General features: G+C 69.4%; 25 protein-coding genes. 8 read left to right on the top strand and 17 right to left on the bottom strand.

Annotated features, from left to right (window positions below; genetic code table 11):
- Positions 1-24: 24 nt before the first annotated feature.
- The 6 genes from AC1RAA_RS04015 to AC1RAA_RS03990 all read right to left on the bottom strand — a co-directional run bounded on the left by AC1RAA_RS04015 (position 25) and on the right by AC1RAA_RS03990 (position 6,293).
- On the bottom strand, positions 25-1,839 hold the full coding sequence (locus tag AC1RAA_RS04015; protein WP_492726622.1) for an amino acid ABC transporter permease/ATP-binding protein: 1,815 nt from the start codon (positions 1,837-1,839) through the stop codon (positions 25-27).
- Positions 1,836-2,372, bottom strand: coding sequence for a GNAT family N-acetyltransferase (locus tag AC1RAA_RS04010; protein ID WP_492726620.1), 537 nt, complete (start codon positions 2,370-2,372; stop codon positions 1,836-1,838). Before AC1RAA_RS04010 ends, AC1RAA_RS04015 begins: the two co-directional genes overlap by 4 nt.
- Positions 2,369-3,589, bottom strand: a complete 1,221-nt coding sequence (locus AC1RAA_RS04005; RefSeq protein ID WP_492726618.1) for a M20 aminoacylase family protein — start codon at positions 3,587-3,589, stop codon at positions 2,369-2,371. Before AC1RAA_RS04005 ends, AC1RAA_RS04010 begins: the two co-directional genes overlap by 4 nt.
- A complete protein-coding gene (locus AC1RAA_RS04000) occupies positions 3,589-4,929 on the bottom strand; it encodes an LLM class flavin-dependent oxidoreductase (RefSeq protein ID WP_492726616.1) in 1,341 nt (446 codons plus the stop codon). The genes AC1RAA_RS04005 and AC1RAA_RS04000 overlap by 1 nt, the downstream gene beginning before the upstream one ends.
- 40 nt (positions 4,930-4,969) lie before the next feature.
- A complete protein-coding gene (locus AC1RAA_RS03995; RefSeq protein WP_492726614.1) occupies positions 4,970-5,977 on the bottom strand; it encodes an LLM class flavin-dependent oxidoreductase in 1,008 nt (335 codons plus the stop codon).
- A 115-nt stretch (positions 5,978-6,092) separates the two neighbouring features.
- The gene (locus AC1RAA_RS03990) at positions 6,093-6,293 is read right to left on the bottom strand and encodes a hypothetical protein (RefSeq protein WP_492726612.1); all 201 of its coding nucleotides are present in this window, start codon (positions 6,291-6,293) and stop codon (positions 6,093-6,095) included.
- 176 nt (positions 6,294-6,469) lie between these two features.
- Between AC1RAA_RS03990 and AC1RAA_RS03985 the strand changes: the two genes are divergently transcribed.
- Positions 6,470-6,676, top strand: a complete 207-nt coding sequence (locus tag AC1RAA_RS03985) for a dodecin (RefSeq protein WP_062482179.1) — start codon at positions 6,470-6,472, stop codon at positions 6,674-6,676.
- Positions 6,677-6,697: 21 nt separating this feature from the next.
- On the opposite strand, the gene AC1RAA_RS03980 is transcribed toward AC1RAA_RS03985, so the two are convergent.
- Together AC1RAA_RS03980 and AC1RAA_RS03975 are read right to left on the bottom strand one after the other, a co-directional pair.
- A complete protein-coding gene (locus tag AC1RAA_RS03980; protein WP_070060579.1) occupies positions 6,698-7,927 on the bottom strand; it encodes an SAM-dependent methyltransferase in 1,230 nt (409 codons plus the stop codon).
- Between the two features lie 159 nt (positions 7,928-8,086).
- Positions 8,087-9,070, bottom strand: coding sequence for an AraC family transcriptional regulator (locus tag AC1RAA_RS03975; RefSeq protein ID WP_492726610.1), 984 nt, complete (start codon positions 9,068-9,070; stop codon positions 8,087-8,089).
- A 236-nt stretch (positions 9,071-9,306) separates the two neighbouring features.
- On the opposite strand from AC1RAA_RS03975, the gene AC1RAA_RS03970 reads away from it, so the two are divergent.
- Positions 9,307-10,359, top strand: a complete 1,053-nt coding sequence (locus AC1RAA_RS03970) for an aldo/keto reductase (RefSeq protein ID WP_492726608.1) — start codon at positions 9,307-9,309, stop codon at positions 10,357-10,359.
- Here AC1RAA_RS03970 and bioD read toward each other — a convergent pair.
- The 6 genes from bioD to AC1RAA_RS03940 all read right to left on the bottom strand — a co-directional run bounded on the left by bioD (position 10,342) and on the right by AC1RAA_RS03940 (position 17,368).
- On the bottom strand, positions 10,342-11,100 hold the full coding sequence (gene bioD / locus AC1RAA_RS03965; RefSeq protein WP_492726606.1) for a dethiobiotin synthase: 759 nt from the start codon (positions 11,098-11,100) through the stop codon (positions 10,342-10,344). The genes AC1RAA_RS03970 and bioD overlap by 18 nt on opposite strands.
- Positions 11,097-12,329, bottom strand: coding sequence for an 8-amino-7-oxononanoate synthase (gene bioF / locus AC1RAA_RS03960; protein ID WP_492726604.1), 1,233 nt, complete (start codon positions 12,327-12,329; stop codon positions 11,097-11,099). The genes bioD and bioF overlap by 4 nt, the downstream gene beginning before the upstream one ends.
- The gene (locus tag AC1RAA_RS03955; RefSeq protein ID WP_492726602.1) at positions 12,313-13,737 is read right to left on the bottom strand and encodes an adenosylmethionine--8-amino-7-oxononanoate transaminase; all 1,425 of its coding nucleotides are present in this window, start codon (positions 13,735-13,737) and stop codon (positions 12,313-12,315) included. The genes bioF and AC1RAA_RS03955 overlap by 17 nt, the downstream gene beginning before the upstream one ends.
- A gap of 298 nt (positions 13,738-14,035) precedes the next feature.
- A complete protein-coding gene (locus AC1RAA_RS03950) occupies positions 14,036-14,347 on the bottom strand; it encodes a plasmid stabilization protein (RefSeq protein ID WP_492726600.1) in 312 nt (103 codons plus the stop codon).
- Positions 14,348-14,430: 83 nt separating this feature from the next.
- Positions 14,431-15,051, bottom strand: a complete 621-nt coding sequence (locus AC1RAA_RS03945; RefSeq protein WP_492726598.1) for an alpha-ketoglutarate-dependent dioxygenase AlkB — start codon at positions 15,049-15,051, stop codon at positions 14,431-14,433.
- The gene (locus AC1RAA_RS03940; protein WP_492726596.1) at positions 15,029-17,368 is read right to left on the bottom strand and encodes an ATP-dependent DNA helicase; all 2,340 of its coding nucleotides are present in this window, start codon (positions 17,366-17,368) and stop codon (positions 15,029-15,031) included. Before AC1RAA_RS03940 ends, AC1RAA_RS03945 begins: the two co-directional genes overlap by 23 nt.
- A 141-nt stretch (positions 17,369-17,509) precedes the next feature.
- Here AC1RAA_RS03940 and AC1RAA_RS03935 point away from each other — a divergent pair, with 141 nt between their 5' ends.
- From AC1RAA_RS03935 to AC1RAA_RS03915, 5 genes are all read left to right on the top strand, one after another.
- Positions 17,510-21,010, top strand: coding sequence for a response regulator (locus tag AC1RAA_RS03935; RefSeq protein ID WP_492726594.1), 3,501 nt, complete (start codon positions 17,510-17,512; stop codon positions 21,008-21,010).
- Positions 21,011-21,057: 47 nt separating this feature from the next.
- On the top strand, positions 21,058-21,888 hold the full coding sequence (locus tag AC1RAA_RS03930; protein WP_062480071.1) for a CheR family methyltransferase: 831 nt from the start codon (positions 21,058-21,060) through the stop codon (positions 21,886-21,888).
- Entirely contained in the window at positions 21,885-22,499 is a 615-nt protein-coding gene (locus tag AC1RAA_RS03925) for a chemotaxis protein CheB (RefSeq protein ID WP_062480044.1), read from the top strand. The genes AC1RAA_RS03930 and AC1RAA_RS03925 overlap by 4 nt, the downstream gene beginning before the upstream one ends.
- The gene (locus AC1RAA_RS03920) at positions 22,489-23,709 is read left to right on the top strand and encodes a hybrid sensor histidine kinase/response regulator (RefSeq protein ID WP_492726592.1); all 1,221 of its coding nucleotides are present in this window, start codon (positions 22,489-22,491) and stop codon (positions 23,707-23,709) included. Before AC1RAA_RS03925 ends, AC1RAA_RS03920 begins: the two co-directional genes overlap by 11 nt.
- A gap of 91 nt (positions 23,710-23,800) precedes the next feature.
- Positions 23,801-24,154, top strand: a complete 354-nt coding sequence (locus AC1RAA_RS03915) for a response regulator (protein ID WP_454900534.1) — start codon at positions 23,801-23,803, stop codon at positions 24,152-24,154.
- Positions 24,155-24,173: 19 nt separating this feature from the next.
- On the opposite strand, the gene AC1RAA_RS03910 is transcribed toward AC1RAA_RS03915, so the two are convergent.
- From AC1RAA_RS03910 to AC1RAA_RS03900, 3 genes are all read right to left on the bottom strand, one after another.
- Complete coding sequence (locus AC1RAA_RS03910) at positions 24,174-24,404, bottom strand: hypothetical protein (RefSeq protein ID WP_070060568.1); 231 nt, start codon at positions 24,402-24,404, stop codon at positions 24,174-24,176.
- Positions 24,405-24,589: 185 nt separating this feature from the next.
- Positions 24,590-24,940 carry a hypothetical protein gene (locus AC1RAA_RS03905; RefSeq protein WP_492726589.1) on the bottom strand — a complete coding sequence of 117 codons (351 nt, stop codon included), beginning with the start codon at positions 24,938-24,940 and terminating at the stop codon, positions 24,590-24,592.
- Positions 24,941-25,062: 122 nt separating this feature from the next.
- Positions 25,063-26,010 (bottom strand): adenylate/guanylate cyclase domain-containing protein, encoded by a 948-nt coding sequence (locus tag AC1RAA_RS03900; protein WP_062480056.1) that lies wholly within the window; start codon positions 26,008-26,010, stop codon positions 25,063-25,065.
- Positions 26,011-26,341: 331 nt separating this feature from the next.
- Here AC1RAA_RS03900 and AC1RAA_RS03895 point away from each other — a divergent pair, with 331 nt between their 5' ends.
- Positions 26,342-26,677, top strand: coding sequence for a hypothetical protein (locus AC1RAA_RS03895; protein WP_062480058.1), 336 nt, complete (start codon positions 26,342-26,344; stop codon positions 26,675-26,677).
- Positions 26,678-26,697 lie beyond the last annotated feature (20 nt).

The raw sequence follows: 26,697 nt of genomic DNA, 5'->3' as shown, positions 1-26,697 counted from the left end.
TGAAAAATGGGAAACGAGAAAAACTCAGAGCACCTTGGCCAGAAACTCGGCCGTGCGCGGGTGCCTCGGTGCGTTGAACACCTGCTCGGGCGTGCCGGTCTCGAGGATGCGGCCCTGCTCCATGAAGACCACGGTGTCGGCCACCTCGCGGGCAAAGCCGATCTCGTGCGTCACGATGACCAGCGTGGTGCCGGAGCTCGCGAGCTCCTCGATCACCGCGAGCACCTCGCCCACCAGCTCGGGGTCGAGCGCCGAGGTGGGCTCGTCGAACAGCAGCACCTTGGGCTTGAGCGCCAGCGCCCGCGCAATGGCCACGCGCTGCTGCTGGCCGCCCGAGAGCTGGCGCGGGTAGGCGTCCTTGCGGTCGGCCAGGCCGACGCGGGCCAGCAGGTCGGTGGCCAGCGCCTCGGCCTCGGCGCGCGGCAGGCCGCGCACCGACTGCGGCGCCTCGACGATGTTCTCCAGCACCGTGAGGTGCGGGAACAGATTGAAGTTCTGGAACACCATGCCCACGTCGACGCGGCGCGTGAGGATGTCCTTCTCGTGCAGCTCGTACAGCGTGTCGGCGTCGCGCCGGTAGCCGATGAGTTCGCCGTCGATGGCAATGAAGCCGTCGTCCACGCGCTCCAGGTGATTGATGGTGCGCAGCAGCGTCGACTTGCCCGAACCCGAGGGGCCGAGGATCACGGTGACGCTGCCGCGCGGCGCGGTGAAGGTCACGTCGTCGAGCACCTGCAGCGCGCCGAAGCGCTTGGACACGCCGTGGATCGTCACCTCGCCGCCGGGGGCGCGCGAGCCGTTCCAGCGCGGCACCTGCGCGGGGGCCGGCGCCGGTGCCGACACGGGCACCACCGGCGCCCTGCCCCGCGCCCACAGCCCGTGCACCACGCCGCTCAGCCACGAGCGCGGCGCATGGCGCAACGCCCCGCGCGAGAAATGCCGCTCGATGTAGTGCTGCGCCACCGACAGCACGGTGAGGATCACGAGGTACCACACGGTCGCCACCATGAGCAGCGGAATCACTTCCAGGTTGCGCCGGTAGATGATCTGGATCGTGTAGAACAGCTCGGGCAGCGCCAGGATGTAGAGGTTCGAGGTGCCCTTGGCCAGCCCGATGATGTCGTTGAAGGCCGTGGGCAGGATGCTGCGCATGGCCTGCGGCAGCACGATGCGCGAAGCCTGGCGCCGGCGCGAAAGACCCAGCGCGGCGGCTGCTTCAAGCTGCCCCTGGTCCACCGACAGGATGCCCCCGCGCACGATCTCCGAAGCGAAGGCCGCCTGGTTCAGCGTGAGTCCCAGCAGCGCCGCCACGAAGGGGCTGATGAGCTGCGTGGTCGGGTACGAGAAGAATGTGAGGTCGGTGAACGGCACGCCCAGCGACACGGTCTCGTACAGGTAGCCCAGGTTGTTGATGATCAAGAGCAGCACGATCACCGGCACCGAACGGAAGAGCCAGGTGAACACCCAGGCCAGCCGCGCCAGCAGCGGCGAGCGCGACACCCGCGCCAGCGCCAGCCCCGTGCCGAAGAAGAAGCCCAGCACCGCGCCCAGCGCCGTGAGCAGCAGCGTGCGGCCCAGGCCGGCCAGCACCGGCTCCGAGAAGAACCACTGCGCGAACACCGGCCAGCCCCAGCGCGGGTTGGTGAGCACCGAATGCAGCACGAGGCCGATCACCGCCACCGCGAAGACGGTGCCGACGGTGCGCGCCGGGTAGGTTGCGGGCACGATGCGAAAGTGCGAGTAGTCGCCCTTGGCGGGCGGTGCTGCATCGCTGCGGCGCAGGGGTGCCGTGGGGGTACGAGGCTCCGGACCGGCGTCGAGCACGGTGGTCGTGTTCATCGCGACACCGCCCCGCTCAGCGCCGTACCCACGCGGCCTTGCGTGGCCCACTGCGCCAGGTGCTTCTCGAACGGCAGCTTGCGCGGCGTCTCGGGGTCGGCGTCGTCGGTAAAGAGCGCCGTGTAGCCGTGGCTGCGGTACAGGCCCACGGCCTCGGGCTGGCGAAAGCCCGTCGTGAGGTAGATGCGCTCGTAGCCCTGGCGCAGCACCTGCGCCTCCAGCTCGGCCAGCACGCGGCTGGCCAGGCCCTGGCGGCGCAGCGCGCCGTGCGTCCACACGCGCTTGAGTTCGGCGGTGCGCTCGTCGTGGCGCATGAAGGCGCCGCCGCCGATGGCGATGCCGTCGCGCAGCAGCAGCACGAAGTTGCCGTGCGGCGGCGCAAACACCTCGGGTGGGTAGCGGTCGATCTCGCGCGGCGCGCCGGGTTCGCGCAGCACGTCGCCGTAGCGGCTGTCGTACTCGAAGGTGAGCCCTTCGATCAACGGCCGGGCCAGCGGGTCCAGCGGCGTGGTGTAGACAAACTGTTCGCTCATGGGGTGGTTTCCTGCAAGTCGCCGTCGGCGGAAAGAAAGCGCTCGGCCAGCCGGGCCCAATACACGGCCGCGGGCGCGAGGATCGCGTCGTTGAAGTCGTAGCGCGGGCTGTGCAGCGAGGCGCTTTCGCCGTTGCCGAAGAACACGTAGCTGCCGGGACGCGCCTGCAGCATGTAGGCGAAGTCTTCGCTGGCGGTGCGCGGACGGAAGGCCGGGTCGACCCGCTGCGCGCCGAAGGTGTCCAGCGCCACGGCGCGCGCGAAGGCGGTTTCTTCCGCGTGGTTGACCACCGGCGGAAAGCCCGGCCGGTAGTCCACCTCAGCCTGCGCGCCGAAGCTCTCGGCCTGCGCCCGTGCCAAGGCGGGAATGCGCTGTGCCAGCAGTGCGCGCACTTCGGGCTTGAACGAGCGTGCCGTGAGCTTGAGCTCGACCGTGTTCGGAATCACGTTGGAGGCCTCGCCGCCGTGGATGGAGCCCACCGTGATCACGCCCATGTCCAGCGGATCGACGTTGCGCGACACCACGGTCTGCAATGCTGCGATCAGGTGCGCGCTCGCCACCACGGGGTCGACCGTCTCGTGCGGCTGCGCGCCGTGGCCGCCCTTGCCGCGCACCGTGATGTGGGCCTGGTCGATGGCCGCCATCGCGGGCCCGGTGACGCAGCCCACATGTCCCGTGCTGACGCCGGGCCAGTTGTGCAGGCCGAAGACGGCGTCGCACGGGAAGCGCGTGAACAGGCCCTCGTCGATCATCTTCTTGGCACCCGCGCCAAGTTCTTCGGCGGGCTGGAAGATCAGGTGCAGCGTGCCGCGAAAGCTGCCCGCCTCGGCCAGGAAGCGCGCCGCCGCGAGCAGGATCGCCGTGTGGCCGTCGTGGCCGCAGGCATGCATCACGCCCGCGTTCTCGCTTGCGTACGGCAGGCCCGTGGCTTCCTGGATCGGCAGCGCGTCCATGTCGGCGCGGATGCCGAGGCTGCGCCCCGGTCCGCGCCGCAGCGTGCCCACCACGCCGGTGCCGGCCAGGCCGGTCGTGACCTCGTAGCCCCAGGCCGCGAGCCGCTCGGCCACGACGGCCGAGGTGCGGTGCTCCTTGAACGACAGCTCGGGGTGCTGGTGGATGTCGCGCCGCAGCGCAATGAATTCGTCGCCGTAGCCGGCAATGGTCGATTCGACGCGGTGGATGTCCTTGAGGGCCGGTCGTGGCAGCGCGGCGCCCATCAGGCGGCCTTGCGCTCGGCGGTGGCGCCGCCCTGCGGCGCGGCATGGCGGCTCGCCTTGCGCGGCAGGCCCAGGTGGTCGCGCAGGGTCTGGCCGGGCAGCGTGCGCTGGTAGCGACCGCGCGCCTCCAGCGCAGGAATCACGAACTCGATGAAGTCGTCCAGGCCCTGCCCCAGCACCGGAAAACCGAGGATGAAGCCGTCGGCCGCGCCCTCGTCCACCCAGCGGATGATCTCGTCGGCGATGCGCTCGCCCGTGCCCACGAACTGCGTGCGCGGCGTGGCGACTTCGAGCGCCACCTCGCGCAGCGTCTGGCCCTTGGCTTTTGCATTCGCCTTGATGCGGTCGGTGGTCGAGCGGAAGCTGTTGCGGCCGATCTCGCCCAGCTCGGGGAACGGCGCATCCAGTGGGTACTGGCTGAAGTCGTGGTGGTCGAAGAAGCGGCCCAGGTAGGCCAAGGCCTCCTCGACCGTCAGCAGTGCGCGGATGGCGAGGTACTTGGCCTCGGCCTCGGCTTCCGTGGCCGCCACCACCGGGCCGATGCCTGGGAAGATCTTCACGTCATCGGCCTGCCGCCCCTGCGCCACGGCGCTGGCCTTCACCTGCTTGAGGAAGGCGCGCGTGTCTTCGAGCGAGGGCGAATGGGTGAACACCGCGTCGGCGTACTTGCCCGCCAGGCCGATGCCCGCGTCCGACGAGCCGGCCTGGAAAATCACCGGCTGGCCCTGCGGCGAGCGCTGGATGTTCAGCGGCCCCGCCACCTGGAAGAAGCGGCCCTTGTGGTCCAGCGTGTGCAGCTTGTCGCGGTCGAAGAACTGGCCACTCTCGCGGTCGCGCACGAAGGCGTCGTCGTCCCAGCTGTCCCACAGGCCCTGCGTCACGGCCAGGTACTCGTCGGCGATCTCGTAGCGCAGCGCGTGCTCGGGGTGGGCGCGGCTGTAGTTCTTCGCGCTGCCTTCCAGCGGCGTGGTCACCACGTTCCAGCCCGCGCGCCCGCCGCTGATGAGGTCGAGCGAGGCGAACTGCCGCGCCACCGTGAACGGGTCGCTGTACGAGCTGGAGATGGTGCCCGCCAGGCCGATCTTCGTGGTGACGGCGGCCAGCGCCGACAGGATCGAGATCGGCTCGAAGCGGTTGAGGAAGTGCGGGATCGACTTCTCGTTGATGTAGAGCCCGTCGGCCACGAACGCGAAGGCGATGCCCGCGGCCTCGGCCTTCTGCGCGCTGCGGATGAAGAAGTCGAGGTTGACGCTGGCATCGGCCGGGCCGCCCGGATGCTTCCACGCATTCATGTGGCTGCCGGCCCCTTGCAGCATGACGCCGAACTGGATGTTGCTCATGACGATCGTTCTTGTGATGGGAAAGGAAGGAAGAAGGAGCTCAGGCCAGTGCGGGCTCGCGGGCCTGCGCCAGCAGCTCGACCGCCGTGGCGCGCGCGCCGAAGTCCGCCACCGGGATGTCGATCACGAACTCCTCGATGCCGTGGCGTGCGCTGAGGGCCTCGAGCGCGTCGCGCACCTCGTCGCCGGTGCCGGCGATGACATGCGGGCGGCGCTCCTCGGTGCGGTAGTCGCTGGCGCCGGCCTGCCGCGCGAACTCGGCGGCGGCTTCGAGGCTGGGCAGGTTCACGCTCTGGCCCGTGGGCAAGGTCACGCGGAAGCTGCGCAACGCGCCCACGCGCTCGGCGGCCTCGTCGTGCGTCTCGGCGGCGAAGGCGAACAGCGCGAGCAGCGGCGCGCGGCCGGTTGCGCCGCGGTAGGCGTCGATCGATTGCCCGATGTTCACGGGGTCGCCGTTGAAGTGGCCCGCATAGACGAACTGCCAGCCCAGCCGCGCCGCGAGCAGCGCACTCTCGGGGCTGCCGCCGAGCAGCACGCGCTGCGGCGCCACCGGCGGGAACGGCGTGGCCACGGCGCCGGCCAGCACATGGTCGGCGGGCACGCCGTCGTGCAGGAAGGCATCGAGCTCGCGCAGGCGCGCTTCGAAATCGAGGGCCTTCGCCTTCGCCGGATCGTGCAGCGATTGCAGCGCCTTGCTGGTCAGCGGCAGGCCGCCCGGCGCCTTGCCGATGCCCAGGTCGACACGGCCCGGCGCCAGCGAGGCCAGCACCTTGAAGGTCTCCGCGACCTTGAACGGGCTGTAGTGCTGCAGCATGACGCCGCCGGTGCCGATGCGGATGCGCGAGGTCTTGGCCAGCAGGTGCGAGGCCAGCACCTCGGGCGCCGAACCCGCGTAGGTGCGGTTGCCGTGGTGCTCGGCCAGCCAGTAGCGGCGGTAGCCCAGCCGTTCGGCGCGCCGGGCCAGCGCGATGGTGTGCTGGAACGCCTGCGCGGCGTCGGCACCTTCGGGGATCAGGCTCTTGTCGAGCAGGGAGAGCGAGTAGGACACGGTGTTCGGCGATGGCGCAGTGGAAGCGGGTGTGCTTCAAATTCTGCGAGCCATCACGCGGGCCGTTTGCGCTGAATTCCTCTATCGATATCTGGAATCTGCGGGGTCGCGCGGCTCACCAGGCATAGGGCAACAGCGCCGCCACCGCCGTGGCGTGCAGCCTCCTGCGCACGCGCAGCGGCACGTGGCCATGCGGTGCGCGGCGTGCCACTTCATGCGGCGACGGCGTTGCAATGCACCAGGCGATGGCGGTCAGCGCGAGGACGTGGCGGGCCTGTGCGGCCGGGGATGAAGAGGCGACGGTGTGCAGTGGCATGGCGGGCGGTTTCCCTGGTTCGATGCCGCCGATTCTGCGAAGCGCATCCGCCGTTGCCAACGACGGATTGCGAATGTCCTGATGCGGTTTGCATCGCATCCGCGCGCCCAAAGGTGTTGCCCCGCCCCCCGTGCACTGGCTACGATGGGCACGCAACCACCCAAGGAGCAGCCGCCATGTCGAACCATGTCTACAAGTCGCTCGAGCTGACGGGCTCGTCCAAGACCAGCATCGAGGACGCGGTGCAGACCGCCATCGCGAAGGCGCACGAGACGGTGCGCAACATCCAGTGGTTCACCGTCACCGAGACGCGCGGCCATGTGGTCGACGGCAAGGTCGCGCACTGGCAGGTGACGGTGAAGATCGGCTTCACGCTCGAGTAGCCGCAACGCGGCCTTGACGGGTCAGGCGCGCAGCGCCGAGGTGCCGTCGTAAATATAGCGGCGCGACCACGGGAGCGTGCTTGCCGCCCTGCCCGCCTTGCGCCCGACGATCTGGTAGATCGCCACGTCGTCGTTCTCGAAGGCGTAGGCGCAGCCCGCGAGGTAGATGCGCCAGATGCGGAACTTCTCTTCGTCGACGAGCGCACGCGCCTCGTCGGCACGGGCCTCGTAGGCGTCGCTCCAGTGACGCAGCGTCTGTGCGTAGTGGCGGCGCAGGTTCTCCACGTCGAAAGCCTCGAGCCCGCCCTGCTGCATGGCCTGCAGCGCCAGGCTGATGTGCGGCAGCTCGCCGTTGGGGAACACGTAGCGGTCGATGAAGTCGCCGCCACCGTACGACACGCCGCCGCCCTCGGGGTCGGACGAGGTGATGCCGTGGTTCATGACGATGCCGTCGTCGGCCAGCAGCTGTTGCACGCGCTTGAAGTACTCGGGCAGGTTCTTGCGGCCCACATGCTCGAACATGCCGACGCTGGTGATGCGGTCGAACTGGCCGGTCACGTCGCGGTAGTCCTGCAGGCGGATCTCGATGCGGTCTTGCAGGCCGGCGGCCTTCACGCGTTCGGTCGCGAGGTCGAACTGGTTCTGCGACAGCGTGACGCCGACGCAGCGCGCGCCGAACTTCTGCGCCGCACGAATGACCAGTGCGCCCCAACCGCAGCCGATGTCGAGCAGCGTCTGCCCGGGCTGGAGTTCGATCTTGGTGAGGATGTGATCTATTTTCTTCAGCTGCGCGGTGGCCAGGTCTTCGTCGCCGTTCTCGAAGTAGGCGCACGAATAGACCATGTTCGCGTCGAGCCAGAGTTGGTAGAACGCGTTGGACACGTCGTAGTGGTACTCGATCGATTTCTTGTCCGACGACTTGGTGTGCGCGAAGTAGCGGGCCATGCTTTGCAGCGCGCCGCCGGGCTTGTCGAGTGAGGTCTTCGCCAGGCCGTAGGCGATGTCGATCACGTCGCTGAGCTTGCCTTCGATGTCGATCTTGCTCTTGACATAGGCCTCGCCCAGGTTGTCGAGCGTGGGCTGCAGCATCAGCGACAGCGCCGCGGGCGATTTCACGTGCAGCGTGACCGCCGGCCCGCTGAAGTCACCGAAGTCGTAGGACTGGCCGTCCCACAAGGTGAGCCGCGCGGGCAGGTTGGCCCGTGCGCGGACCGCGGCGCTCCACTGCGCCAGCTTCTTTTCCCAAAGCATGCATCTCTCCGAGTTGTTGAGTAGTCCCGCCTCCACGGGCGGACGGGTGCTGCAGCGAACAAAACGATAGCGAGAATTTGCGAAACCTGCATTTCCACGACGACGCAAGAAATCGCGGCAGGTGCTATGTTGAAAGACCCCTCGCGCGGGGCCCCGGGCCTACGCGGCTTCCATCGAAGTCGCGTCGTTGCCGGCCTCGCCGAGCCAGCGGCGCTTGTCGCGCAGCGGCGGCGCGCCGAACATGCGACCGTACTCGCGCGCGAACTGCGAGGGGCTTTCGTAGCCCACGTTGTGCGCGGCGCTGGCCACGTCGGTGCCGGCGATCAGCATCTGGCGGCGCGCCTCCTGCAGGCGCAGCTGCTTCTGGTACTGCAGCGGGCTCATCGCCGTCACGGCCTTGAAGTGGTGGTGGAACGACGACACGCTCATGTGCACCGCGCGCGCCATGTCTTCCACGCGCAGCGACTGCGCGTAGTTGGTGCGCAGCGCGCTGATGGCTTTCGCGATGCGCTGCGTGTGGCTGTCGTGCAGCGCGATCTGGCGCAGTCGCGCGCCCTCGCCGTTCACCAGCAGGCGGTACATGATCTCGCGCTTGATGAGCGGCGCCATGATCGGAATGTCTTCGGGCGTGTCGAGCAGCCGCAGCAGACGCAGCACGGGCTCCAGCACCGGCATGGCGATGCGGTTGACGTACATGCCGCGCGAGGCCGGCGCGTTGGCCTTGGCCGGCAGCTTTTCGTCGCCGATGAGGTCGCCGATTTCATCGAGCGCCAGCTCCAGCCGCACGCCCAGGTAGGGCTCGTTCTCGCTGGTCACGCACACCTGGCCGCACACCGGCAGGTCGACCGAGGTGACGAGGTAGTTCATGGGGTCGTACACGTAGATGTCGTCGCCCACGATGATCCGCTTGGAGCCCTGCGCGATGAGGCCCAGCGCCGGCGTCGCGAAGCCGTGCTTGGGGCCGTCGGGCTTGCTGATGCAGTGCACCTGCAGGCCGGGCACGGCGCATTCGACCGTGCCGTCCTGCCCGCGCGTGATGTGACGGATGAGCTGCACCAGCTTTTCGCGGGCGGCATCGAGTTCGGGTTCCAGCGGCATCGGCATGGCGAGGACGGTGGCGGTGTCGGGGGTTTCATCAGACATGGGTAGGCCTCTGACAAAGGAGAGCGGCCGCGGTAGCAGCCATGGAGGATTGGGCTGCCCGCAGCTTAGCGTCGCATCCTCTCCTTCGCACGGCCTGCGCACGAGGTCTGGAGAAATAGGCAAAGACTTTGCAGAAACGCGCTCGCCCGCCGGGGCGCGCCGGCGGGATACTTTTTCGCAACCGCCGGCCACCCGTCAGGCCGGACGGCCCCTCCCCACCCAAAGGACAACTTTCGATGCAATACCGCCAATTCGGCCGCACCGGCCTCCTGGTTTCCGAACTCTGCCTCGGCACGATGACCTTCGGCGGCGCGCCGGGCATCTGGGACCACATCGGCCAGCTGCAGCAAGGCGAGGCCGAAGGCCTCATCGCCCGCTCGCTCGACGCCGGCATCAACTTCATCGACACGGCCGACGTGTACTCCGAGGGCCTGTCCGAAACCATCACCGGCCAGGCGCTGAAGAACCTGAAGGTGCCGCGCGACCGTGTGGTGGTCGCCACCAAGGTGCTGGGCGAAACCGGCAGCAAGGGCGTGAACTCGGCCGGCGCCTCGCGCTACCACATCATGGACGGCGTGAAGGCCAGCCTGAAGCGGCTGCAGCTGGACCACATCGACCTGTACCAGATCCACGGCATCGACCCGATCACGCCCATCGAGGAAACGGTGCGCGCGCTCGACGACCTCGTGCGCCAGGGCCACGTGCGCTACGTGGGCGTGTCGAACTGGGCCGCGTGGCAGATCGCCAAGGCGCTGGGCATCGCCGAGCGCGACCGGCTGGCGCGCTTCGAGTCGCTGCAGGCCTACTACACCGTGGCCGGGCGCGACCTGGAGCGCGAGCTGGTGCCGATGCTGCGCAGCGAACAGCTCGGCCTGATGGTCTGGAGCCCGCTGGCCGGCGGCCTGCTCAGCGGCAAGGTCGACCGCCACACCGCCACCGCGCAAGGCAGCCGCCGCGCGAGCTTCGACTTTCCGCCGGTGAACGTGGAACGCGCCTACGACTGCATCGACCTCATGCGCCAGTTCGCCGAGCCGCGCGGCGTGTCGGTGGCGCAGATCGCGCTGGCCTGGTTGCTGCACCAGCCGGTGGTGACCAGCGTGATCGTCGGCGCCAAGCGCATCGACCAGCTGGACGACAACATCGCCGCCACCGAGGTGCGGCTCACGGCCGACGAGCTCGCGGCGATCGACAAGGCCAGCGCGCTGGCGCCCGAGTACCCGGGCTGGATGCTGGCGCGTCAGGGCGGCGTGCGCGCCCAGCGGCTGGCCGATTCAGGCCGTCGCGGCTGACACGAGCGGGGCCTCGGTGCGACGCGCGGCATGGGCCGCGCTGGCCCGCAGCGCGCGCAGGTCGAGGTGTTCGGCGGCGCGCGCCGCCGAGGGCGCGGCCAGGTGCGGCACCACGCCCAGCAGCGGCGCACCGAGCCGGGCGCGCAGCGTCTGCAGGTTGCCTTCGGGCGAAAGCATCTGCGGCTCGACCACGCTCGCGACCCAGCCGGCCAGCACCAGCCCGCGCGCGCGGATCGCCTCGGCGGTGAGCAGCGCATGGTTGAGGCAGCCCAGCCGCAGCCCGACCACGAGGATCACGGGCAGGCCCAACGCCACCGCGAGGTCGGCGGTGTCGAGGTCGTCGCCCAGCGGCACGCAGAAGCCGCCCACGCCTTCCACCACCACCGCATCGGCCTGCGCCGACAGCCGCTCGAAGGCATCGAGCAGCACGGGCAGCGCGACCTGCACGCCCTCTTCCCGCGCCGCCAGGTGCGGCGACATCGGCGCCTTCAGCACATAGGGGCAGCGCCAGGCCAGCGGCGCGTCGACGTTGCCGGCCGCCTGCAGGCGCTCGACGTCTTCGTTGCGCCATTCGCCGTCGATGGCATCGAGCCCCGCCGCCACCGGCTTCATGCCCACCGCACGCAGGCCCGAGGCGGCCAGCAGCGCGAGCATGGCGCTGCTCACCAGCGTCTTGCCCACGCCGGTGTCGGTGCCGGTAACGAACCAGCGGCGCTGTGTCGCTGTTGCCGCCGTCGTCATGCCGCCTCCGGCCACGGTTCGGCCAGGGCCTCGCCGAGCGCGCCGATGAGCCGCGCCACGTCGGCCTCGGTGTGGCTGGCCGACAGCGCGATGCGCAGCCGCGCGGTGCCGGCGGGCACCGTGGGCGGACGGATCGCGCCCACGCGCAGGCCGTGTGCGTCGAGCCGTTCCATGGTCTGCATGGCACGCGCGTTATCGCCCACGATGAGCGGCTGGATCGCGGTCGGCGAATCGGCCAGCCAGGCGCTGCCGTCGGCCGGCAGCACCTGCCTGAGGCCGTTGCGCAGCTGGGTGATGCGGGCGCGCAGCTGGGCGCGGCGGCGCATGCCCTCCTCGCCCTCGATGAGCGCGAGGCTGGTGAGCAGCGCATGCGCCACCGCTGGCGGCGCTGCCGTGGTGAAGATGTAGGGCCGCGCGCGCTGCACCAGGAAGTCGATCACCGTGCGGTGCGCCGCCACGAAGGCGCCCGACACGCCGGCCGCCTTGCCCAGCGTGCCGATCAGCACCAGCCGCTCCGAGCGCAGCGCCAGCGCCTGCAGCGCGCCGCGCCCGGTGGCGCCGAGCACGCCGAAGCCGTGCGCGTCGTCGATCACCAGCCAGGCGTCGTGCTGCTCAGCCAGCGCCAGCAGGCCCGCGACCGGGGCGATGTGGCCGTCCATGCTGAAGACGGCGTCGCTCACGATGATCTTGACCGGCGCGTCGCAGGCCGCCAGTTGCGCGTCGAGCGCCTGCAGGTCGCAGTGCGGGTAGCGTTCCACGCGGGCACGGGCCAGCCGCGCGCCGTCGATCAGCGAGGCGTGGTTCAGCGTCTCCGAGAAGATCACCGCCTCGCCGTCGCCCAGCGCCGACAGCACCGCCAGGTTGGCCATGTAGCCGGTGCAGAAGAACAGGCTGCGCGCATCGGGAATGTGCGGCGCCATCCATTCGCCCAGCCGCTCCTCGAGCTGCGCATGGGCGCGCGAGTGGCCCAGGATGAGGTGCGAGCCGCCGCTGCCCGTGCCGTAGCGCGCCGCGCCTTCGGCCAGCGCCTCGGCCAGCGCGGGGTGCGCGGCCAGGCCCAGGTAGTCGTTGCTGCTGAAGCCGAGCATGGTGCGCGGCGCGGCGGCGCCGGCCAGCGTGAGGATCTGCTCGGGCGCGCAGGCGGTCTCGGCGATCTGCCGGCGGCGGCGCAGCGAGCGCGCGTCGAGCGCGGTGATCTCGTCCTGCAGGCGTTCAAGCAAGCGCAGCATCGCGGGCTCCTTCTTCGGCGACGGCGCCGGATGCGGTGGTGACGGCTTCGAGCGTCGCGAGCGTGCCGTCCACCAGTTGATCGATCTCGCCGTCCGCAATGGCGTACGGCGGCATCAGGTACACGGTGGCGCCGATGGGCCGCATCAGCAGGCCGTGGTCGCGCGCCGCGAGGTGGAAGCGCTCGGCGAAGCGCACACCGGGCTCGCGCACGTCGAAGGCCGTGATCATTCCGCGCTGGCGCAGGTGGTCGATCGCTTGGCCGGCCAGCCCTTCGCGCAGCCGCGCCAGCAGGCGCGCGGACCGCGAGAGGTTGCGGTTCAGCGCGTCTTCCTGCTCGAACAGATCGAGCGTGGCGAGCGCCGCGCGGCAGGCCAGCGCGTTGCCGGTGTAGGAATGCGAATGCAGGAAGCTGCGCGCGGCGTCGTCGTCGACGAAGCTCTGGTAGATGGCCTCGCGCGTCATCACCAGCGCCAGCGGCAGGTAGCCGCCGCTGATGCCCTTCGACAGGCACAGGAAGTCGGGCCAGATGCCGGCCTGCTCGCAGGCGAAGAAGGTGCCGGTGCGCCCGCAGCCGACCGCGATCTCGTCGGCGATCAGGTGCACGCCGAAGCAGTCGCACAGCGCGCGCACGCGGCGCAGGTAGGCCGGGTCGTGCATCGCCATGCCGGTGGCGCACTGCACCAGCGGCTCGACGATCACGGCGGCGATGCTGTCGTGCTGCGCGGCCAGGAGCGCCTCGAGCTCGTCGGCGGCGCGGTTCGCCACGGCGGCGGCGTCTTCGCCGGGCCGCGCGGCGCGCGCGTCGGGCGAGGCCACGAGGTGCGCGCTGGCGAGCAGCGGTGCATAGGCGTCGCGGAACACGGGCACGTCGGTGACGTGCAGCGCGCCCAGCGTCTCGCCGTGGTAGCCGCCGCGCAGCGCGACGAAGCGGCGCTTGCCGGCGCGGCCCGCGTTGCGCCAGGCGTGGAAGCTCATCTTGAGCGCGATCTCCACGGCCGAGGCGCCGTCGGAGGCATAGAAGCAATGACCCAGCGCATCGCCCGTGAGCGCCGCCAGCCGCTCGGCCAGCTCGACCGCCGGCGCGTGCGTGCAGCCCGCGAGCATCACGTGCGGCAGCGTGTCCAGCTGCGCCTTCAGTGCGGCGTTGATCGCCGGGTGTGCATGGCCGAACAGGTTGACCCACCACGAGCTGGTGGCGTCGAGGTAGCGCCGGCCTTCGTGGTCGGTCAGCCAGACGCCCTCGCCGCGCGCGATGGGCAGCGGCGGCGCCACGTCGAGGCGGATGCTCTGGGTGCAGGGGTGCCAGACATGGCGGCGGCTGCGCTGCTGCCAGTCCGCGTTGGCACCGGCATCGGCACCTGCGGCGACTGGCGCGGTCGTGGGGGAGAAAACGTTCGAGGGAGGCACCCGCGCGTTCCTTTCTGGAGGGCAAGGCGGCGGATCGTATCGACGCGAACGCGCCCCGGCAAACGCCCGGAACGCGTGCGAAAAGAAGGCGGAATGACCGAGGTTGGGCGGTGTAGCGCGTGCGTTCCGGCCAACGTCGCGCAAGCTGGCGACTTCGTGCGGGGCCGCGCCGGCGCGGGGCCGATGCAAGTTGTCCGGCTGCCGTCACAGATGGCGAAGGAATGTCCGCTTTTCAGGGTGCGCGGTGGGTGGACTTCGCTTTTCGGACAGCCGATATGGCTGGTATTCGCAACCAGCCTCAGCCGCGCTTCTCGGCGTTGCGCTTGCGCCTGGCGGCGCCCTTCCTCGCGGACGCCGAGCGTTCGGCGGCGGTGCGGTTCGCCGCGGCGGCGCCACCCAGGCGGCCGCCCTTGCGCGAGGGGCCATGGTTCTCGGTCTTGCCGCGGCCCGAGCCGCTCTTCTTGCCGCCGCCGCTCTCGGCATTCACCGTGGCCCAGGCGCGGCGCTCGGCCTCGCCCTTGGCCACGCCGCGGTGCTCGTAGCCTGCCTCGATGTGCTCGGCCCTGCGTTTCTGCTTGTCCGTGTAGGACGACTTGTCGCCTCGTGGCATGTGCATCGCTCCTTCAGGTTGAGACGCTTCCCATGCTGGCCCATCGCCTTGTGCCGTGGGTCGGAAGAGGCAGGCGCTGCGCGTCAGCGCAGTCTGGCGCGCGAGCGGGTGCGCAAGGTGATCGAGTAGCGCAGCGCCTCGGTCGGTGCGATGGCGTGCTGCCAGGCCCAGCGCGCCGGTCCGCGCAGCAGGTACACGGAGCGCGGCTCGATGAGGAATTCGAGCGCGGCCGGCCCCGACGCGGGCGCGCCAGGCACATACGGCCGGAACTGCATCACCGCGTCGCCGCACAGCGAGACGCCGACGATGTCCTCGAAGTCGGGCACGTCGCGGTGCCAGCCCAGCGGCGTGCCGGGGCGGTACTCGGCGATCAGCACGTGGGTGAGGTCTTCGGGCGCCAGGCCGGCCCAGGCGGCGGCCTTCGCGCGCAGCGGGTGCAGCGCCTCGGGCAGCGGCGCGCCGGGCTTGAGGCGGTTGGTGTCGAAGTCGTAGCTGCCGCCGAAGCTGGTGCCGCGCCGGCGCGCCGTGTATTCCTTGTAGCGCATCTCCTTCAGCGGCAGGCCCTGCACGATGCGCAGCAGGCCGGCCTCCTCGTCGCGCGACAGGAACCCGGCTTCGTAGCGCAGGCCCTCGATGGCCGCCACGGGCGCCTCGCCGAACAGGTCGGGCTGGCCGGCGTGCTCAAGGCGTCGGGTGGCGCGCATCGTTTTCCCCGGCCTGCCCGGCCTCCCCGGCCAGCTGCACATGCCACCAGCGCGGCAGCAGCTCGCGGATCTCGGCGCGCGCGAAGCGGTCGTCGAGCAGGTGCAGCACGCCCGTGTCGGCCTCGGTGCGGATCACGCGGCCGGCGGCCTGCACCACCTTCTGCAGGCCCGGGTAGAGGTAGGTGTACTCGTAGCCCTTGCCGAAGCGCGACTGCATGCGCTCGCGCGTGATCTCGTTGAGTTCGTTGTATTGCGGCAGCCCCAGGCTGGCGACGAAGGCGCCGATGAGCCGGCTGCCCGGCAGGTCGATGCCTTCGCCGAAGGCACCGCCGAGCACGGCGAAGCCGATGCCCTGTCCGCCCTCTTCGAAGCGCGCGACGAAATCGTGGCGGTCGGTTTCGCGCATGCCGCGCGTCTGCGTCCAGACGGGCACGCCGGGGTGGCGCAGCGAGAACGCGGCGCAGGCCTTGTCCAGGTAGTCGAAGCTGCTGAAGAAGGCCAGGTAGTTGCCGGGCAGGCGTTCGAACTGCGCGCCGATGATGTCCGTCACATGGCGCAGCGAGCCGGCGCGGTCGCGAAAGCGCGTGGAGACGCCGGTCGCCACCTCGACGCGCAGCTGCTGGCCGCGAAACGGCGATTCGACGTCGAGCAGCGCCGTGTCTTCGGGCAGGCCGAGCGCATCGCGGTAGAACGCGAACGGCGCGAGCGTGCCCGAGAAGCAGGTGACCGACACCGCGTCCGCGAAGCGACCTTCGAGAAACGGCCCGGGCACGAGGTTGCGGATGGCCAGGCCACGCTGTTCCTGCGTGGCGCCCAGCGTGCGCTCGAACACCGAGTGGTCGTCGAAGACCTCGGCCAGCCGCGCGAAGTGCAGTGCGTCGAAGAAGAAGCGCTGCAGCGGCCCCTGCGCCGCATCGGGCGTGGCGGCGAAGTGTTCGGCCATCGCGGTGTTGGCGGCCTGCAGCGTGCGTAAAAAGCGCTCGGGGATCTCGTCGGCGGTGTCGTAGCCGGCGGTCTGCGCCTGCTGCAGCGTGTCCCATTCGCGGAACAGCCGCGCCAGCGGGCCGCGCACGGCGGCGGGCGCTGCGCGGTGCGCTTCTTCCAGCGCCGCGCCTTCGAGCCTGGCGGTGTACATGCCGCGTGCGCGCTCCAGCAGGTTGTGGGCCTCGTCGACCAGCACGGCCACGCGCCAGTTCGCGTCCTTCATGCTGGCGAAGAGGAAGGCGCTGCCGTCGAAGTAGTAGTTGTAGTCGCCGACGACGACGTCGCTCCAGTGCGTCATTTCCTGCGCCAGGAAATAGGGGCACACCTCGTGCGCGAGCGCGACCCGCCGCAGCGCTTCGCGGTCGAGCCAGCTCACCTGCGCGGCCTCGGCGCGCGCGGCCGGCAGGCGGTCGTAGAAGCCGCGCGCCAGCGGGCAGGCCTCGCCGTGGCAGGCGCGGTCGGGGTACTCGCAGACCTTCTCGCGGGCCGCGAGTTCGAGCACGCGCGGCCGGTGCGCGCCGCCCTGCCCCAGCACGCGCAAGGCGTCGAGCGCCACGGGCCGGCCGGAGGTCTTCGCGGTGAGGAAGAACACCTTGTCGAGCTTGTGCGCCGCGCGCGCCTTGAGCAGCGGAAAGAGCGTGGCCAGCGTCTTGCCGATGCCCGTGGGCGCCTGCGCCAGCAGGCAGCGCCCGCCCACGGCGGCGCGGTAGACCGCCTCGGCCAGTTCGCGCTGGCCGGTGCGAAAGTCGGCGTGGGGAAACTCCAGCCGCGCCAGCGCGTCGTCGAGCGCGCCGCGGTGCGCGGCCTCGCGTTGCGCCCAGTCGCTGTAGCAGGCGCACAGGGTCTCGAAGTGCGTGCGCAGCGTGTCGCGCGTGTGCTGCTCTTCGAGCACCGTCTCGTCGCCGCTGGCCAGGTCGAGGTAGACCAGCGCGACGGTCAGCTGCTCGTGCCCTTCCTGCTCGCACAGCATCCAGCCGTAGCAGCGCACCTGGGCCCAGTGCAGCGCGCGGTGGTTGGCGCGGATGGCCTCGAAATCGCCGCGGAAGGTCTTGATTTCTTCCACCCGCGCCTGCGCCGGGTCGTAGCCGTCGGCCCGGCCGCGCACGCGCAGCGTGCCGCAGGTGGTGGCCAGCGGCACCTCGCTCTGGTAGTCGCCGCCGCGCCGGGCCTGCACCAGCGCGTGGCCGGCCATGCCTTCGAGCGCGCTGGGCGCGGGCACGAAGCGCAGGTCGAGATCGCCCGCCTTCGCGCCGAAGGCGCACAGGGCCTTGACGGACACGACGTGCGCCGCCGAAACGGCGGCTGACGGAGCGGAATGGAGGTCGGAAGGCATGCTGCCGATACTGGATGAAATCACAGTATAGCGAGCGCCGAATGCGGCAATACGTCACACAAATCGGTATCGAGGCCTTCTCCGACAGGTCAAATGATCTTTTTCGGCAAGACTTGACAAGTTTTGCTTACAAATGCATTCATGAAAACTCCCTCCGCGATCGACCCCGTCGAATTCGACCGCCTGCTCAGCCGCAACCTCAAGCTGCCGCTGCTGGGCGGACTGATCGGCGCCGTGGCGTTCGTCGCGCTGATCCTGTATCTGCTGACGAGCCTGAGCTGGGTCGAGCACACCGACCAGGTCACGCGCGCCGCCAGCGAACTGCAACGCCGTTCCATCGACATGGAAACGGGCATGCGCGGCTTCCTGATCACCGGCGAGGAGAGCTTTCTCGAGCCCTACCAGTCCGCCCTGCCGCGCCTGAAGGCCGACACCGACGCGCTGCGCCGCCAGGTGTCGGACAACCGCCAGCAGGTGGAGCGTGTCGACCGCATCGTCGGCTTGCAGGAGTCGTGGCTGAGCTTCGCGCGGGAAATGATCGAGGCGCGGCGCAACGGCGTCGATCCGCAGGCCACCGTCCGGCTGGGCCGCGGCAAGCGCCTGACCGACGACCTGCGCGCCGAGTTCACGGCCTTCATGGACACCGAGCAGACGCTGCGCTTCCAGCGCAACACCGAGGCCAACCGCACCAGCTGGTGGGTGGTCGGGCTGTTCCTTCTCTTCACGCTGGTGTACTCGGGCCTGGTGGCGTTCTTCGGTCGCCGGCAGCTGATGCGCCTGTCCGACAGCTACGACGTGGTGCTGGGCGAACAGGCGGCGCACGCCGAGCGGCTGTCGCAGGAGGCCTGGCTGCGCAATGCGCAGACCGAGCTGGTGGGCGAGCTGGTCGGCGAACTCAGCGCGCCGGACATGGGCCGCAAGATCCTGGCGTTCTTCTCGCGCCACCTCGGCAGCTCGGTCGGCGCGCTCTATGTGCGCGAGCGCCACGGCCCGCTGCGCCGCGCCGCGAGCTACGGTTTCTCCAGCGAGGCCGAAGCCTCGCCGCAGGTGTTCTCCCCCACCGAAAGCCTGGTCGGCCAGGCGGCAGCCGAGCAGCGCCGCATGCTGATCGATCCGGTGCAGGCCGATTACCTGAAGGTGAATTCCGGCCTCGGCGAGATGACGCCCAAGGCCGTGCTGCTGCTGCCGGTGGCGGCCGATGGCGCCGTCAACGGCGTGCTCGAACTCGGCCTGCCGGGCACGCCCGACGCGCGCAGCGAGCAGCTGTTCGACCTCGTGGCCGACGACATCGGCACCTCGCTGGCGGCGGCGCGCTACCGCGAGCAATTGCAGGACGTGCTGGCCGAAACGCAGCAGCTCAACGAGGAACTGCAGGTGCAGCAGGAAGAGCTGCGCACCGCCAATGAAGAGCTCGAAGAACAGTCGCGCGCCCTGCGTGCCTCGCAGGCCATGCTGGAGAACCAGCAGGCCGAGCTGGAGCAGACCAACAGCCAGCTGTCGGAACGCACCGAAGCGCTCGACCAGCGCAACACCGCCCTGCGCCGCGTGCAGCGCGACCTGGAAGACCGCGCCGACGAGCTGCAGCGCGCCAGCCGCTACAAGTCGGAGTTCCTGGCGAACATGTCGCACGAACTGCGCACGCCGCTGAACAGTGCGCTCATCCTGGCCAAGCTGCTGGGCGACAACCCGCAGGGCAACCTGTCGCTGGAGCAGGTGAAGTTCGCGGAATCGATCTACGCCTCGGGCAACGATCTGCTGGTGCTGATCAACGACATCCTGGACATCGCCAAGGTCGAGGCCGGCAAGCTCGAACTGGTGCCCGAGGAGGTGCCGCTCGACAAGCTGGCCCAGAGCCTGGAAAGCACCTTCCGCCCGCTCGCGACCGACAAGAACCTGGAGTTCCGCCTGGAGCTGCGGCCCGACGCGCCGGCCCTGCTGGTCACCGACCGGCAGCGCGTGGAACAGATCCTCAAGAACCTGCTGTCGAACGCGATCAAGTTCACCGAGCGCGGTGAAGTGGCACTCACGGTGTCGGCCACGGCCGACGGCGGCGCGGCCTTTGCGGTGCACGACTCGGGCATCGGCATCGATCCGCAGCAGCACGAGCTGATCTTCGAGGCCTTTCGCCAGGCCGACGGCACCACCAGCCGGCGCTACGGCGGCACGGGGCTGGGCCTGTCGATCTCGCGCGACCTCACGCAACTGCTGGGCGGCTCGCTGACGGTGAAGAGCGAAGCCGGCCAGGGCAGCACCTTCACGCTGCAGCTGCCGCCGCGCGCGCCGCAGACGATGCCGGCGCCGGCCGTGCCGGTGGGCACGCTGCGTTCGGTGTCGAGCGCCTCGCCCTCGCATGCGCCCGCCGTGCTGTCGCCACCGCCGCTCGCGCCCCCTGCCCCGGCGCCCGTGGTGCCGGCCCCGCGCTTCGCGGACGACCGCTCGATTCCGCGCGACCAGGTGCGCCGCGTGCTGGTCATCGAGGACGAGCCGCAGTTCGCCCACATCCTGTACGACCTGGCGCACGAGCTGGGCTACCGCTGCCTGGTGGCGCACGGCGCAGCCGACGGCTTCGAGCTGGCCACGCAGTTCGTGCCCGACGCGATCCTGCTGGACATGCGCCTGCCCGACAGCACCGGCCTGGACGTGCTGCAAAAGCTCAAGGACTCGCCGCACACGCGCCACATCCCGATCCACGTGGTCTCGGCCGCCGACAACGCGCAGGCCGCCGCGCTGCACATGGGCGCCATCGGCTTCGCGCTGAAGCCGGCCACGCGCGAAGAGCTGACCAAGGTGTTCGGCCGGCTGGAAGAAAAGCTCACGCAGAAGGTCAAGGTCGTGCTGCTGGTGGAAGACGACGCCTTGCAGCGCGAGAGCGTGATCCGGCTGATCGGCGACGACGACATCGAGATCGTCGCGGTCGGCTCCGGCGAGGAAGCGCTGGCGCTGCTGCGCACGCGCGTGTTCGACTGCATGATCACCGACCTGCGGCTGCCCGACATGCAGGGCAGCGAGCTGCTCAAGGCCATGGCGGCGGAAGAGATCGTGTCGTTCCCGCCGGTCATCGTCTACACCGGGCGCAACCTCACGCGCGACGAAGAAACCGAGCTGCAGCGCTACTCGCGCTCGATCATCATCAAGGGCGCGCGCTCGCCCGAACGTCTGCTCGACGAGGTGACGCTGTTCCTGCACAAGGTGGAGGCCTCGCTGTCCAGCGAACGCCAGGGCATGCTGAAGACGGCGCGCGGGCGCGACCGCATCTTCGAGGGCCGCACCATCCTCCTGGTGGACGACGACGTGCGCAACATCTTCGCGCTCACCAGCGCGCTGGAGCAGCGCGGCGCCACCGTCGAGATCGGGCGCAACGGCCGCGAGGCGCTGGAGCGGCTGGACCAGGTCAGCGAGATCGACCTCGTGCTGATGGACGTGATGATGCCGGAGATGGACGGCCTGGAAGCCACGCGCCGCCTGCGCGCCGACCCGCGCTTCGCGAAGATGCCGGTGATCGCCATCACCGCCAAGGCCATGAAGGACGACCGCGATCAATGCCTGGCCGCCGGCGCCAGCGACTACCTGGCCAAGCCGGTCGACCTGGAGCGCCTGTTCTCGCTGTTGCGCGTGTGGATGCCGAAGATGGAGCGCCTGTGACCCGCAAGCCCCTCCCCGCCGCGCTTCAGAACCCGGCCACCGCCCCCATGCAGCCCCAGCCGCTGAGCGACACCGAGATCGAGCTGCGCCTGCTGATGGAGGCCATCTACCTCAAGTACAGCTACGACTTCCGCAACTACACCACGGCCTCGCAGAAGCGCCGCGTGCTGTATGCGCTGGAGCAGCTCGAGCTGCCCAGCATCTCGGCGCTGCAAGACCGCGTGCTGCGCGACGCGGCGCTGTTCGGCCAGCTGCTGCAGTTCCTGACCATTCCGGTGAGCGAGATGTTCCGCGACCCGGCCTACTTCCTGGCGCTGCGCCGGCACGTGGTGCCGATCCTGCACACCTACCCGTCGGTCAAGGTGTGGGTCGCGGGCTGCAGCACGGGCGAAGAGGTGTTCTCGCTGGCCATCCTGCTGCGCGAGGAAGGCCTGCTCGAGCGCACGCAGATCTACGCCACCGACATCAACCCGGCCTCGCTCGAGAAGGCGCGCCAGGGCATCTTTCCGCTCGAGGCCATCCGCGGCTACACGGCCAACTACCAGCGCGCGGGCGGCCTGAGCGCGTTCTCCGACTACTACACGGCCGCCTACGAGGCCGCGCGCTTCGACCCCTCGCTGTGCGCCGACGTGATCTTTGCCGACCACAGCCTGGCCACCGACAGCGTGTTCGCCGAGACGCAACTGGTGTCGTGCCGCAACGTGCTGATCTACTTCAACCGCCAGCTGCAGGACCGCGCGCTCGGGCTGTTCCATGAGTCGCTGTCGCATCGCGGTTTTCTCGGCCTGGGCTCGAAGGAGAGCATCGACTTCTCGGGCTACGCCGACCGCTTCGACGCCCACGCGCGCGCCGAGCGCATCTACCGCAAGGTCGCATGAAGCGCGCCGGCACGCAGCACCGTCCGTTTCCGGTTCGCCGCGTCGAAGCCGTGGTGCTCGGCGCCTCGGCCGGCGGCATCGACGCGCTCAGCGCGGTGCTCGACGGCCTGCCGGCCAACTGGCGCATTCCGATGGCGGTGGTGCTGCACCTGCCCGAATCGCACGAGAGCCACCTGGCCGAGATCTTCGCGCAGCGCCTGCCGATTCCCGTGCACGAGGCGCTCGACAAGATGCCGCTGGTGGACGGCTGCCTGTACTTCGCGCCGCCGGGCTACCACCTGTCGATCGAGCGCGGGCGCCGCTTTTCATTGAGCTGCGAGCCGCCCGTGCTGTTCTCGCGCCCGTCCATCGACGTGCTCATGGCCTCGGCCGCCGATGCCTACGGGCCCTCGGTGGCCGGCTTTCTCATGACCGGCGCCAACGAGGACGGCGCCGAAGGCCTGCTGCGCATCCACCGCGCCGGCGGACTCACCGCCGTGCAAGACCCGAAAGAAGCCCTGGTTCCCACCATGCCCCTCGCCGCCATTGCGCGCCACGCCCCCGACCACGTGCTTCGGCTGCGCGACCTGCGCATCCTGCTGCAGCTACTGGAGCCCGCCCATGCCCATTGAGGTCGAAAGCAAGCTGCTGATCGTCGACGACCTGCCCGAGAACCTGCTGGCGCTCGAGGCGCTGATTCGCGCGCCCGGGCGGCTGGTGTACCGCGCCGGTTCGGCCGAGGCCGCGCTGGCGCTGCTGCTGGAGCACGAATTCGCGCTCGCCATCGTCGACGTGCAGATGCCCGGCATGAACGGCTTCGAGCTGGCCGAGCTGATGCGCGGCACCGAGCGCACGCGGCACATCCCGATCATCTTCGTGAGCGCCGCCGGGCGCGAGATGAACTACGCCTTCCAGGGCTACGAAAGCGGCGCGGTCGACTTCCTGCACAAGCCGCTCGATCCGCATGCGGTGGTCAGCAAGGTGAGCGTGTTCGTCGACCTGCACCAGCACCGCAAGGCGCTGCGCCACGAAATGGAATCGCTGGCCGCCGCGCACCGCAAGCAGGAAGAGCTGGTGCAGCAGCTGCAGCACACGCAGCGCGAGCTGGAGCGCGCGGTGCGCATGCGCGACGACTTCATGTCGATGGTGTCGCACGAGCTGCGCACGCCGCTGAACACGCTCTACCTGGAGGCGCAGTTGCGGCAGCTGCACCTGTCCAAGGGCAAGCTCGACAGCTTCTCGCCCGAGAAGCTGCCCACCATGATCGAGCGCGACCAGCGCCAGATCCGCAACATGGTGCGGCTCATCGACGACATGCTCGACGTGACGCGGCTGCGGCGCGACGCGCTGTCGATCCAGACCAAGCCGGTCGACCTGGCCGAGCTGGCCCGCGCCGTGGTCGACAACCTGCGCCACCAGGCCGAGGCCGCGGGCTGCACCATCAGCCTGGACGCGCCCCCGGCGCTGCGCGGCGTGTGGGACGAGTTCCGCATCGAACAGGTGCTGACCAACCTGCTGACCAACGCGCTGCGCTACGGCGGCGGCAAGCCGGTCGAGATGACGGTGCGCCAGGATGGCGACCAGGCGGTCGTGAGCGTGCGCGATCAGGGCATTGGCATCTCGCCCGAGGACCACCAGCGCATCTTCGAGCAGTTCGAACGCACCGACGTCAGCCGCAAGCACGCGGCCGGCCTGGGCCTGGGGCTGTACATCACGCACAAGATCGTGAGCCTGCACGCGGGCCGCATCGGCGTGGAGAGCACGCCGGGCCACGGCGCGCGCTTTTTCGTCGAGCTGCCGCTGCAGCAGCCACCGCCCGCCTCGGCCGACAGCGGGAAGTAACAAACAAGGCCTCTGTTACGGATTCCGGTAGGCGCAGCGTCGATACTGCGGGATCGCAATCAATGGATGCCGAGAGAAAACAACTGTGAATGTGCTGATCGTCGACGACAACGAGGCCGCGGCCGACCTGCTGCGGGAGCTGCTGACGCTGCAGGATCACACTGCCCGCTGCACCTACACGGCGCAACAGGCGCTGGACGCAGCGGCCGGCGAGCGCTTCGATGCGGCGCTGATCGACCTTACCCTGCCCGATTTCCCGGGCACCGAGGTGGCGCGGCGGCTGCGTGCCACGGCTGCCGAAGGCACGCCGCGGCTGCTGGTGGCGATTTCTGGTTTTTCGGAACGGGACGCGGCGAATGCGGCGCCGGGCGAGGTGCTGTTCGACCACCACCTGCAAAAGCCCATCGACATCGGGGCGCTCGAGCGCATCCTCGCGCCCAGCTGACCCGGCCTTCTATCGCCCTTCAGCGCATCGCGCGGTAGCGGTAGAGGCGAAAACCTTCCTTCTGGATGAAGCCGCTGGGTTCCCAGCCGCGTGCGAGCGCACGGTCGGTGATCTGCGCCATCTGCAGGCCGATGCTGTCCTGGAGGTTGTCCCCCACGGCCAGCTCGAACTTACGGAGTTCGCCGTCCAGGGCCTCCACCGCCGCAATGGCGGCCTCGACATCGGTGAAAGGCCGAACGCTGGTCTGCATTTTTTGTCGCTCCTTCGGCACTCTGCGCGCCTGTTGAACGATGCAAGGCAAGTGTCATGCCCCGGGCCTCAACCCTCTCGCAGGCATGAAATGAATTCTTTGATCTTACAAATGTGACTGAATGTGACGTTTTCGTCAGAGTTCACGCCAAGAATTGGCATGCCTGCAAGCTTGCGGATCGCCGGTCAATCGCGGTCGTCATCCTCGTCGTCATCGTTCGGCGCACGGTAGGGATAGCCGGGACCGTAGTACAGGCGCCCGCGCGGCGGGACGTAGATCGGGGCCGGCCGGTAGTACACGGGCGGCGGCGGACGGTAGTAGGCCCGCGGCGGTGGCGGTTCGTAGTAGATCGGGGCCGGGTACGCATAGACGGGCGGCGGCACGTAGTACGGCGGCGCATAGACCGCGCCGGGCGTGCCGATCTGCACCGACCAGCTCGTGCGCGCGCTGGCGGCACCCGTGGCGAGCAGCGCGCCGGCCGCGATCGCGGCGACGGCGGCCCATCTGAAAACAGAAGAATCACTTGGGGAATGCATGGTGGCTCCAGGCCTGGCGCGAACGGCGCCGGCGTGGTCCTGCAACGCCACATGTCCCTGCGTGGTGCACCTCGCAGCGCACCAGCTGGTTGCCAAACGTGAACGGGGTTCCCAGTCGGCCTTCAGTTCACGATGGCCCGGCGCGACAGCATCACGTCATCGCCCGTGGTGTTGAAGGCGATGGTCGGCGCGCTGAAATCGCTCAGCGGCGCGCCCAGGCCGATCTCGCCGCGGCCGTGCAGCACGCACTCGTCGCGCCGCAGCGCGATCTCGTGGCTCGGCCCGCCGTTGCCATGGAAGCGCACCCAGGTGCCGTAGGTGCTGACGTCGATCAGCACACAACTGCCCTGCCGCTCCTCGATGCGCGCATGCAGCCGCGACACGCGCGGGTCGTTGACCACGAACTGCGCGTCGCCCACGCGGCCCAGGTGGATGGGCAGCTGGTCGATGCGGAACATGGAGCGCACATCGAGCCATGCGAGTTCGATGCGGCCGAAGGTGGAATCGGGCAGGCGCGCCGGCAGCAGCGCGGCCGGCACGGTGAGGAAGCTGGTCAGGTCTTCCTGCCAGTCGATGCGGTGGACGATCGACATCTCGGTGCGCCCGCGGATGCTGATCGGCCCGAGGTCGCGGTGCTGCACGGCGCCTTCGTGCAGTTGCTGGATCACCGCCTCGGTGACCCAGATCTGGCCCGGCCCGGCCAGGTCGCTCAGGCGCGAGGCCAGGTTGACGGCGTCGCCGAAGCAGTCGCCCTCGACCTCGACCACGTCGCCGCTGGCCACGCCGATCTGCAGCGCCATGCGCAGCGGCACAGGCCAGCCGGCCAGGCGTTTCTGGTGGTAGCGCTGCAGCTCGATGACCGCGTGCGTGGCGGCGGCGCCGCTGGTGAAGATGGCGAACACGCCATCGCCCAGCGATTTCACGACCCGGCCGCCGTGGGCCTCGCACACGCGTCCGATCCATTGGGTCAGCCGCGTCACGGTCTCGGTGGCACGTGCATTCCCCATGGCCTCGAAGACCCTGGTACTTCCGGTCAAGTCCGCGAAAACGACTGTGGAATTGACACCCATACTGTTTTTTCTTGGCGGCAAGCGCTGGTTATGTTGCTCTGGACCTTTCGCCGCTCCTGCGAGAAGTTTCCCCGACATGCGCCTTCACATGCAAGGAACGATCCGCAGAAGCTTCTTGTTGACGCTGCATCGACTGGGCCAGCTTGGCGCATCGTGCAGATGAATGCCAAAGTTTTTTAATACTTTTGCGCTCAAAATTCAAATGACAACAAAAGAGACCGCTAAAGCTTGTTGTTTGCAAACAAGAAACGGTGTTTCACATCTTGTGTCCCGGCGAACTGAGGCTTAAGGTAGCGACCGTCTCAGCTCCCGGCAATACGCTTTTCGTGACATGCTGCTCTTTCGCCGCCTTTTTCAGCTCCTGAACGTACCCGGCCTGGGCTCGCGGCAGGTTGCGGAAAGTCAGCTCGGGCGCATCCGCACGGCGATGCTGTCGGTGCTCCAGGGCCGCGGCGGCCAGTCGATCCAGCGCGTCAGCCAACGCGTGCGCTTTGCGGTCGATGTCGAGACCCTCTGGTACCTGCGCCAGGACGTGATGGTCGCGCTGAGCGCCATCGACGGCGAATCGGCCGCGCGGCGCCAGATGAAAGAAATCAACAGCATGTTCAAGGGCGGCCTGCCCGGCTCGATGGGCCCGCGCGTCCATCAGCGTTTCACCAACCAGTGATGTTCTGATCGGCCGGCATC

The organism is Variovorax sp. GW823-FHT04F07, from assembly GCF_058795995.1.
Note: the sequence above shows the minus strand (reverse complement) of the source record. Positions and strands in the feature narration are given on the sequence as shown.

Excerpts from the sequence above, each read along its gene's own strand:
- AC1RAA_RS03950 (WP_492726600.1), bottom strand. The coding sequence starts at position 14,347 with ATGCCACGAGGCGACAAGTCGTCCTACACGGACAAGCAGAAACGCAGG.
- AC1RAA_RS04000 (WP_492726616.1), bottom strand. The coding sequence starts at position 4,929 with ATGAGCAACATCCAGTTCGGCGTCATGCTGCAAGGGGCCGGCAGCCAC.
- AC1RAA_RS03975 (WP_492726610.1), bottom strand. The coding sequence starts at position 9,070 with ATGTCTGATGAAACCCCCGACACCGCCACCGTCCTCGCCATGCCGATG.
- AC1RAA_RS03925 (WP_062480044.1), top strand. The coding sequence starts at position 21,885 with ATGAAGCGCGCCGGCACGCAGCACCGTCCGTTTCCGGTTCGCCGCGTC.
- AC1RAA_RS04005 (WP_492726618.1), bottom strand. The coding sequence starts at position 3,589 with ATGGGCGCCGCGCTGCCACGACCGGCCCTCAAGGACATCCACCGCGTC.
- AC1RAA_RS04015 (WP_492726622.1), bottom strand. The coding sequence starts at position 1,839 with ATGAACACGACCACCGTGCTCGACGCCGGTCCGGAGCCTCGTACCCCC.
- AC1RAA_RS04010 (WP_492726620.1), bottom strand. The coding sequence starts at position 2,372 with ATGAGCGAACAGTTTGTCTACACCACGCCGCTGGACCCGCTGGCCCGG.
- bioD (WP_492726606.1), bottom strand. The coding sequence starts at position 11,100 with ATGACGACGGCGGCAACAGCGACACAGCGCCGCTGGTTCGTTACCGGC.
- AC1RAA_RS03945 (WP_492726598.1), bottom strand. The coding sequence starts at position 15,051 with ATGCGCGCCACCCGACGCCTTGAGCACGCCGGCCAGCCCGACCTGTTC.
- AC1RAA_RS03935 (WP_492726594.1), top strand. The coding sequence starts at position 17,510 with ATGAAAACTCCCTCCGCGATCGACCCCGTCGAATTCGACCGCCTGCTC.
- AC1RAA_RS03990 (WP_492726612.1), bottom strand. The coding sequence starts at position 6,293 with ATGCCACTGCACACCGTCGCCTCTTCATCCCCGGCCGCACAGGCCCGC.
- bioF (WP_492726604.1), bottom strand. The coding sequence starts at position 12,329 with ATGCTGCGCTTGCTTGAACGCCTGCAGGACGAGATCACCGCGCTCGAC.
- AC1RAA_RS03980 (WP_070060579.1), bottom strand. The coding sequence starts at position 7,927 with ATGCTTTGGGAAAAGAAGCTGGCGCAGTGGAGCGCCGCGGTCCGCGCA.
- AC1RAA_RS03895 (WP_062480058.1), top strand. The coding sequence starts at position 26,342 with ATGCTGCTCTTTCGCCGCCTTTTTCAGCTCCTGAACGTACCCGGCCTG.
- AC1RAA_RS03905 (WP_492726589.1), bottom strand. The coding sequence starts at position 24,940 with ATGCATTCCCCAAGTGATTCTTCTGTTTTCAGATGGGCCGCCGTCGCC.
- AC1RAA_RS03900 (WP_062480056.1), bottom strand. The coding sequence starts at position 26,010 with ATGGGTGTCAATTCCACAGTCGTTTTCGCGGACTTGACCGGAAGTACC.
- AC1RAA_RS03920 (WP_492726592.1), top strand. The coding sequence starts at position 22,489 with ATGCCCATTGAGGTCGAAAGCAAGCTGCTGATCGTCGACGACCTGCCC.
- AC1RAA_RS03910 (WP_070060568.1), bottom strand. The coding sequence starts at position 24,404 with ATGCAGACCAGCGTTCGGCCTTTCACCGATGTCGAGGCCGCCATTGCG.
- AC1RAA_RS03970 (WP_492726608.1), top strand. The coding sequence starts at position 9,307 with ATGCAATACCGCCAATTCGGCCGCACCGGCCTCCTGGTTTCCGAACTC.
- AC1RAA_RS03930 (WP_062480071.1), top strand. The coding sequence starts at position 21,058 with ATGCAGCCCCAGCCGCTGAGCGACACCGAGATCGAGCTGCGCCTGCTG.
- AC1RAA_RS03940 (WP_492726596.1), bottom strand. The coding sequence starts at position 17,368 with ATGCCTTCCGACCTCCATTCCGCTCCGTCAGCCGCCGTTTCGGCGGCG.
- AC1RAA_RS03985 (WP_062482179.1), top strand. The coding sequence starts at position 6,470 with ATGTCGAACCATGTCTACAAGTCGCTCGAGCTGACGGGCTCGTCCAAG.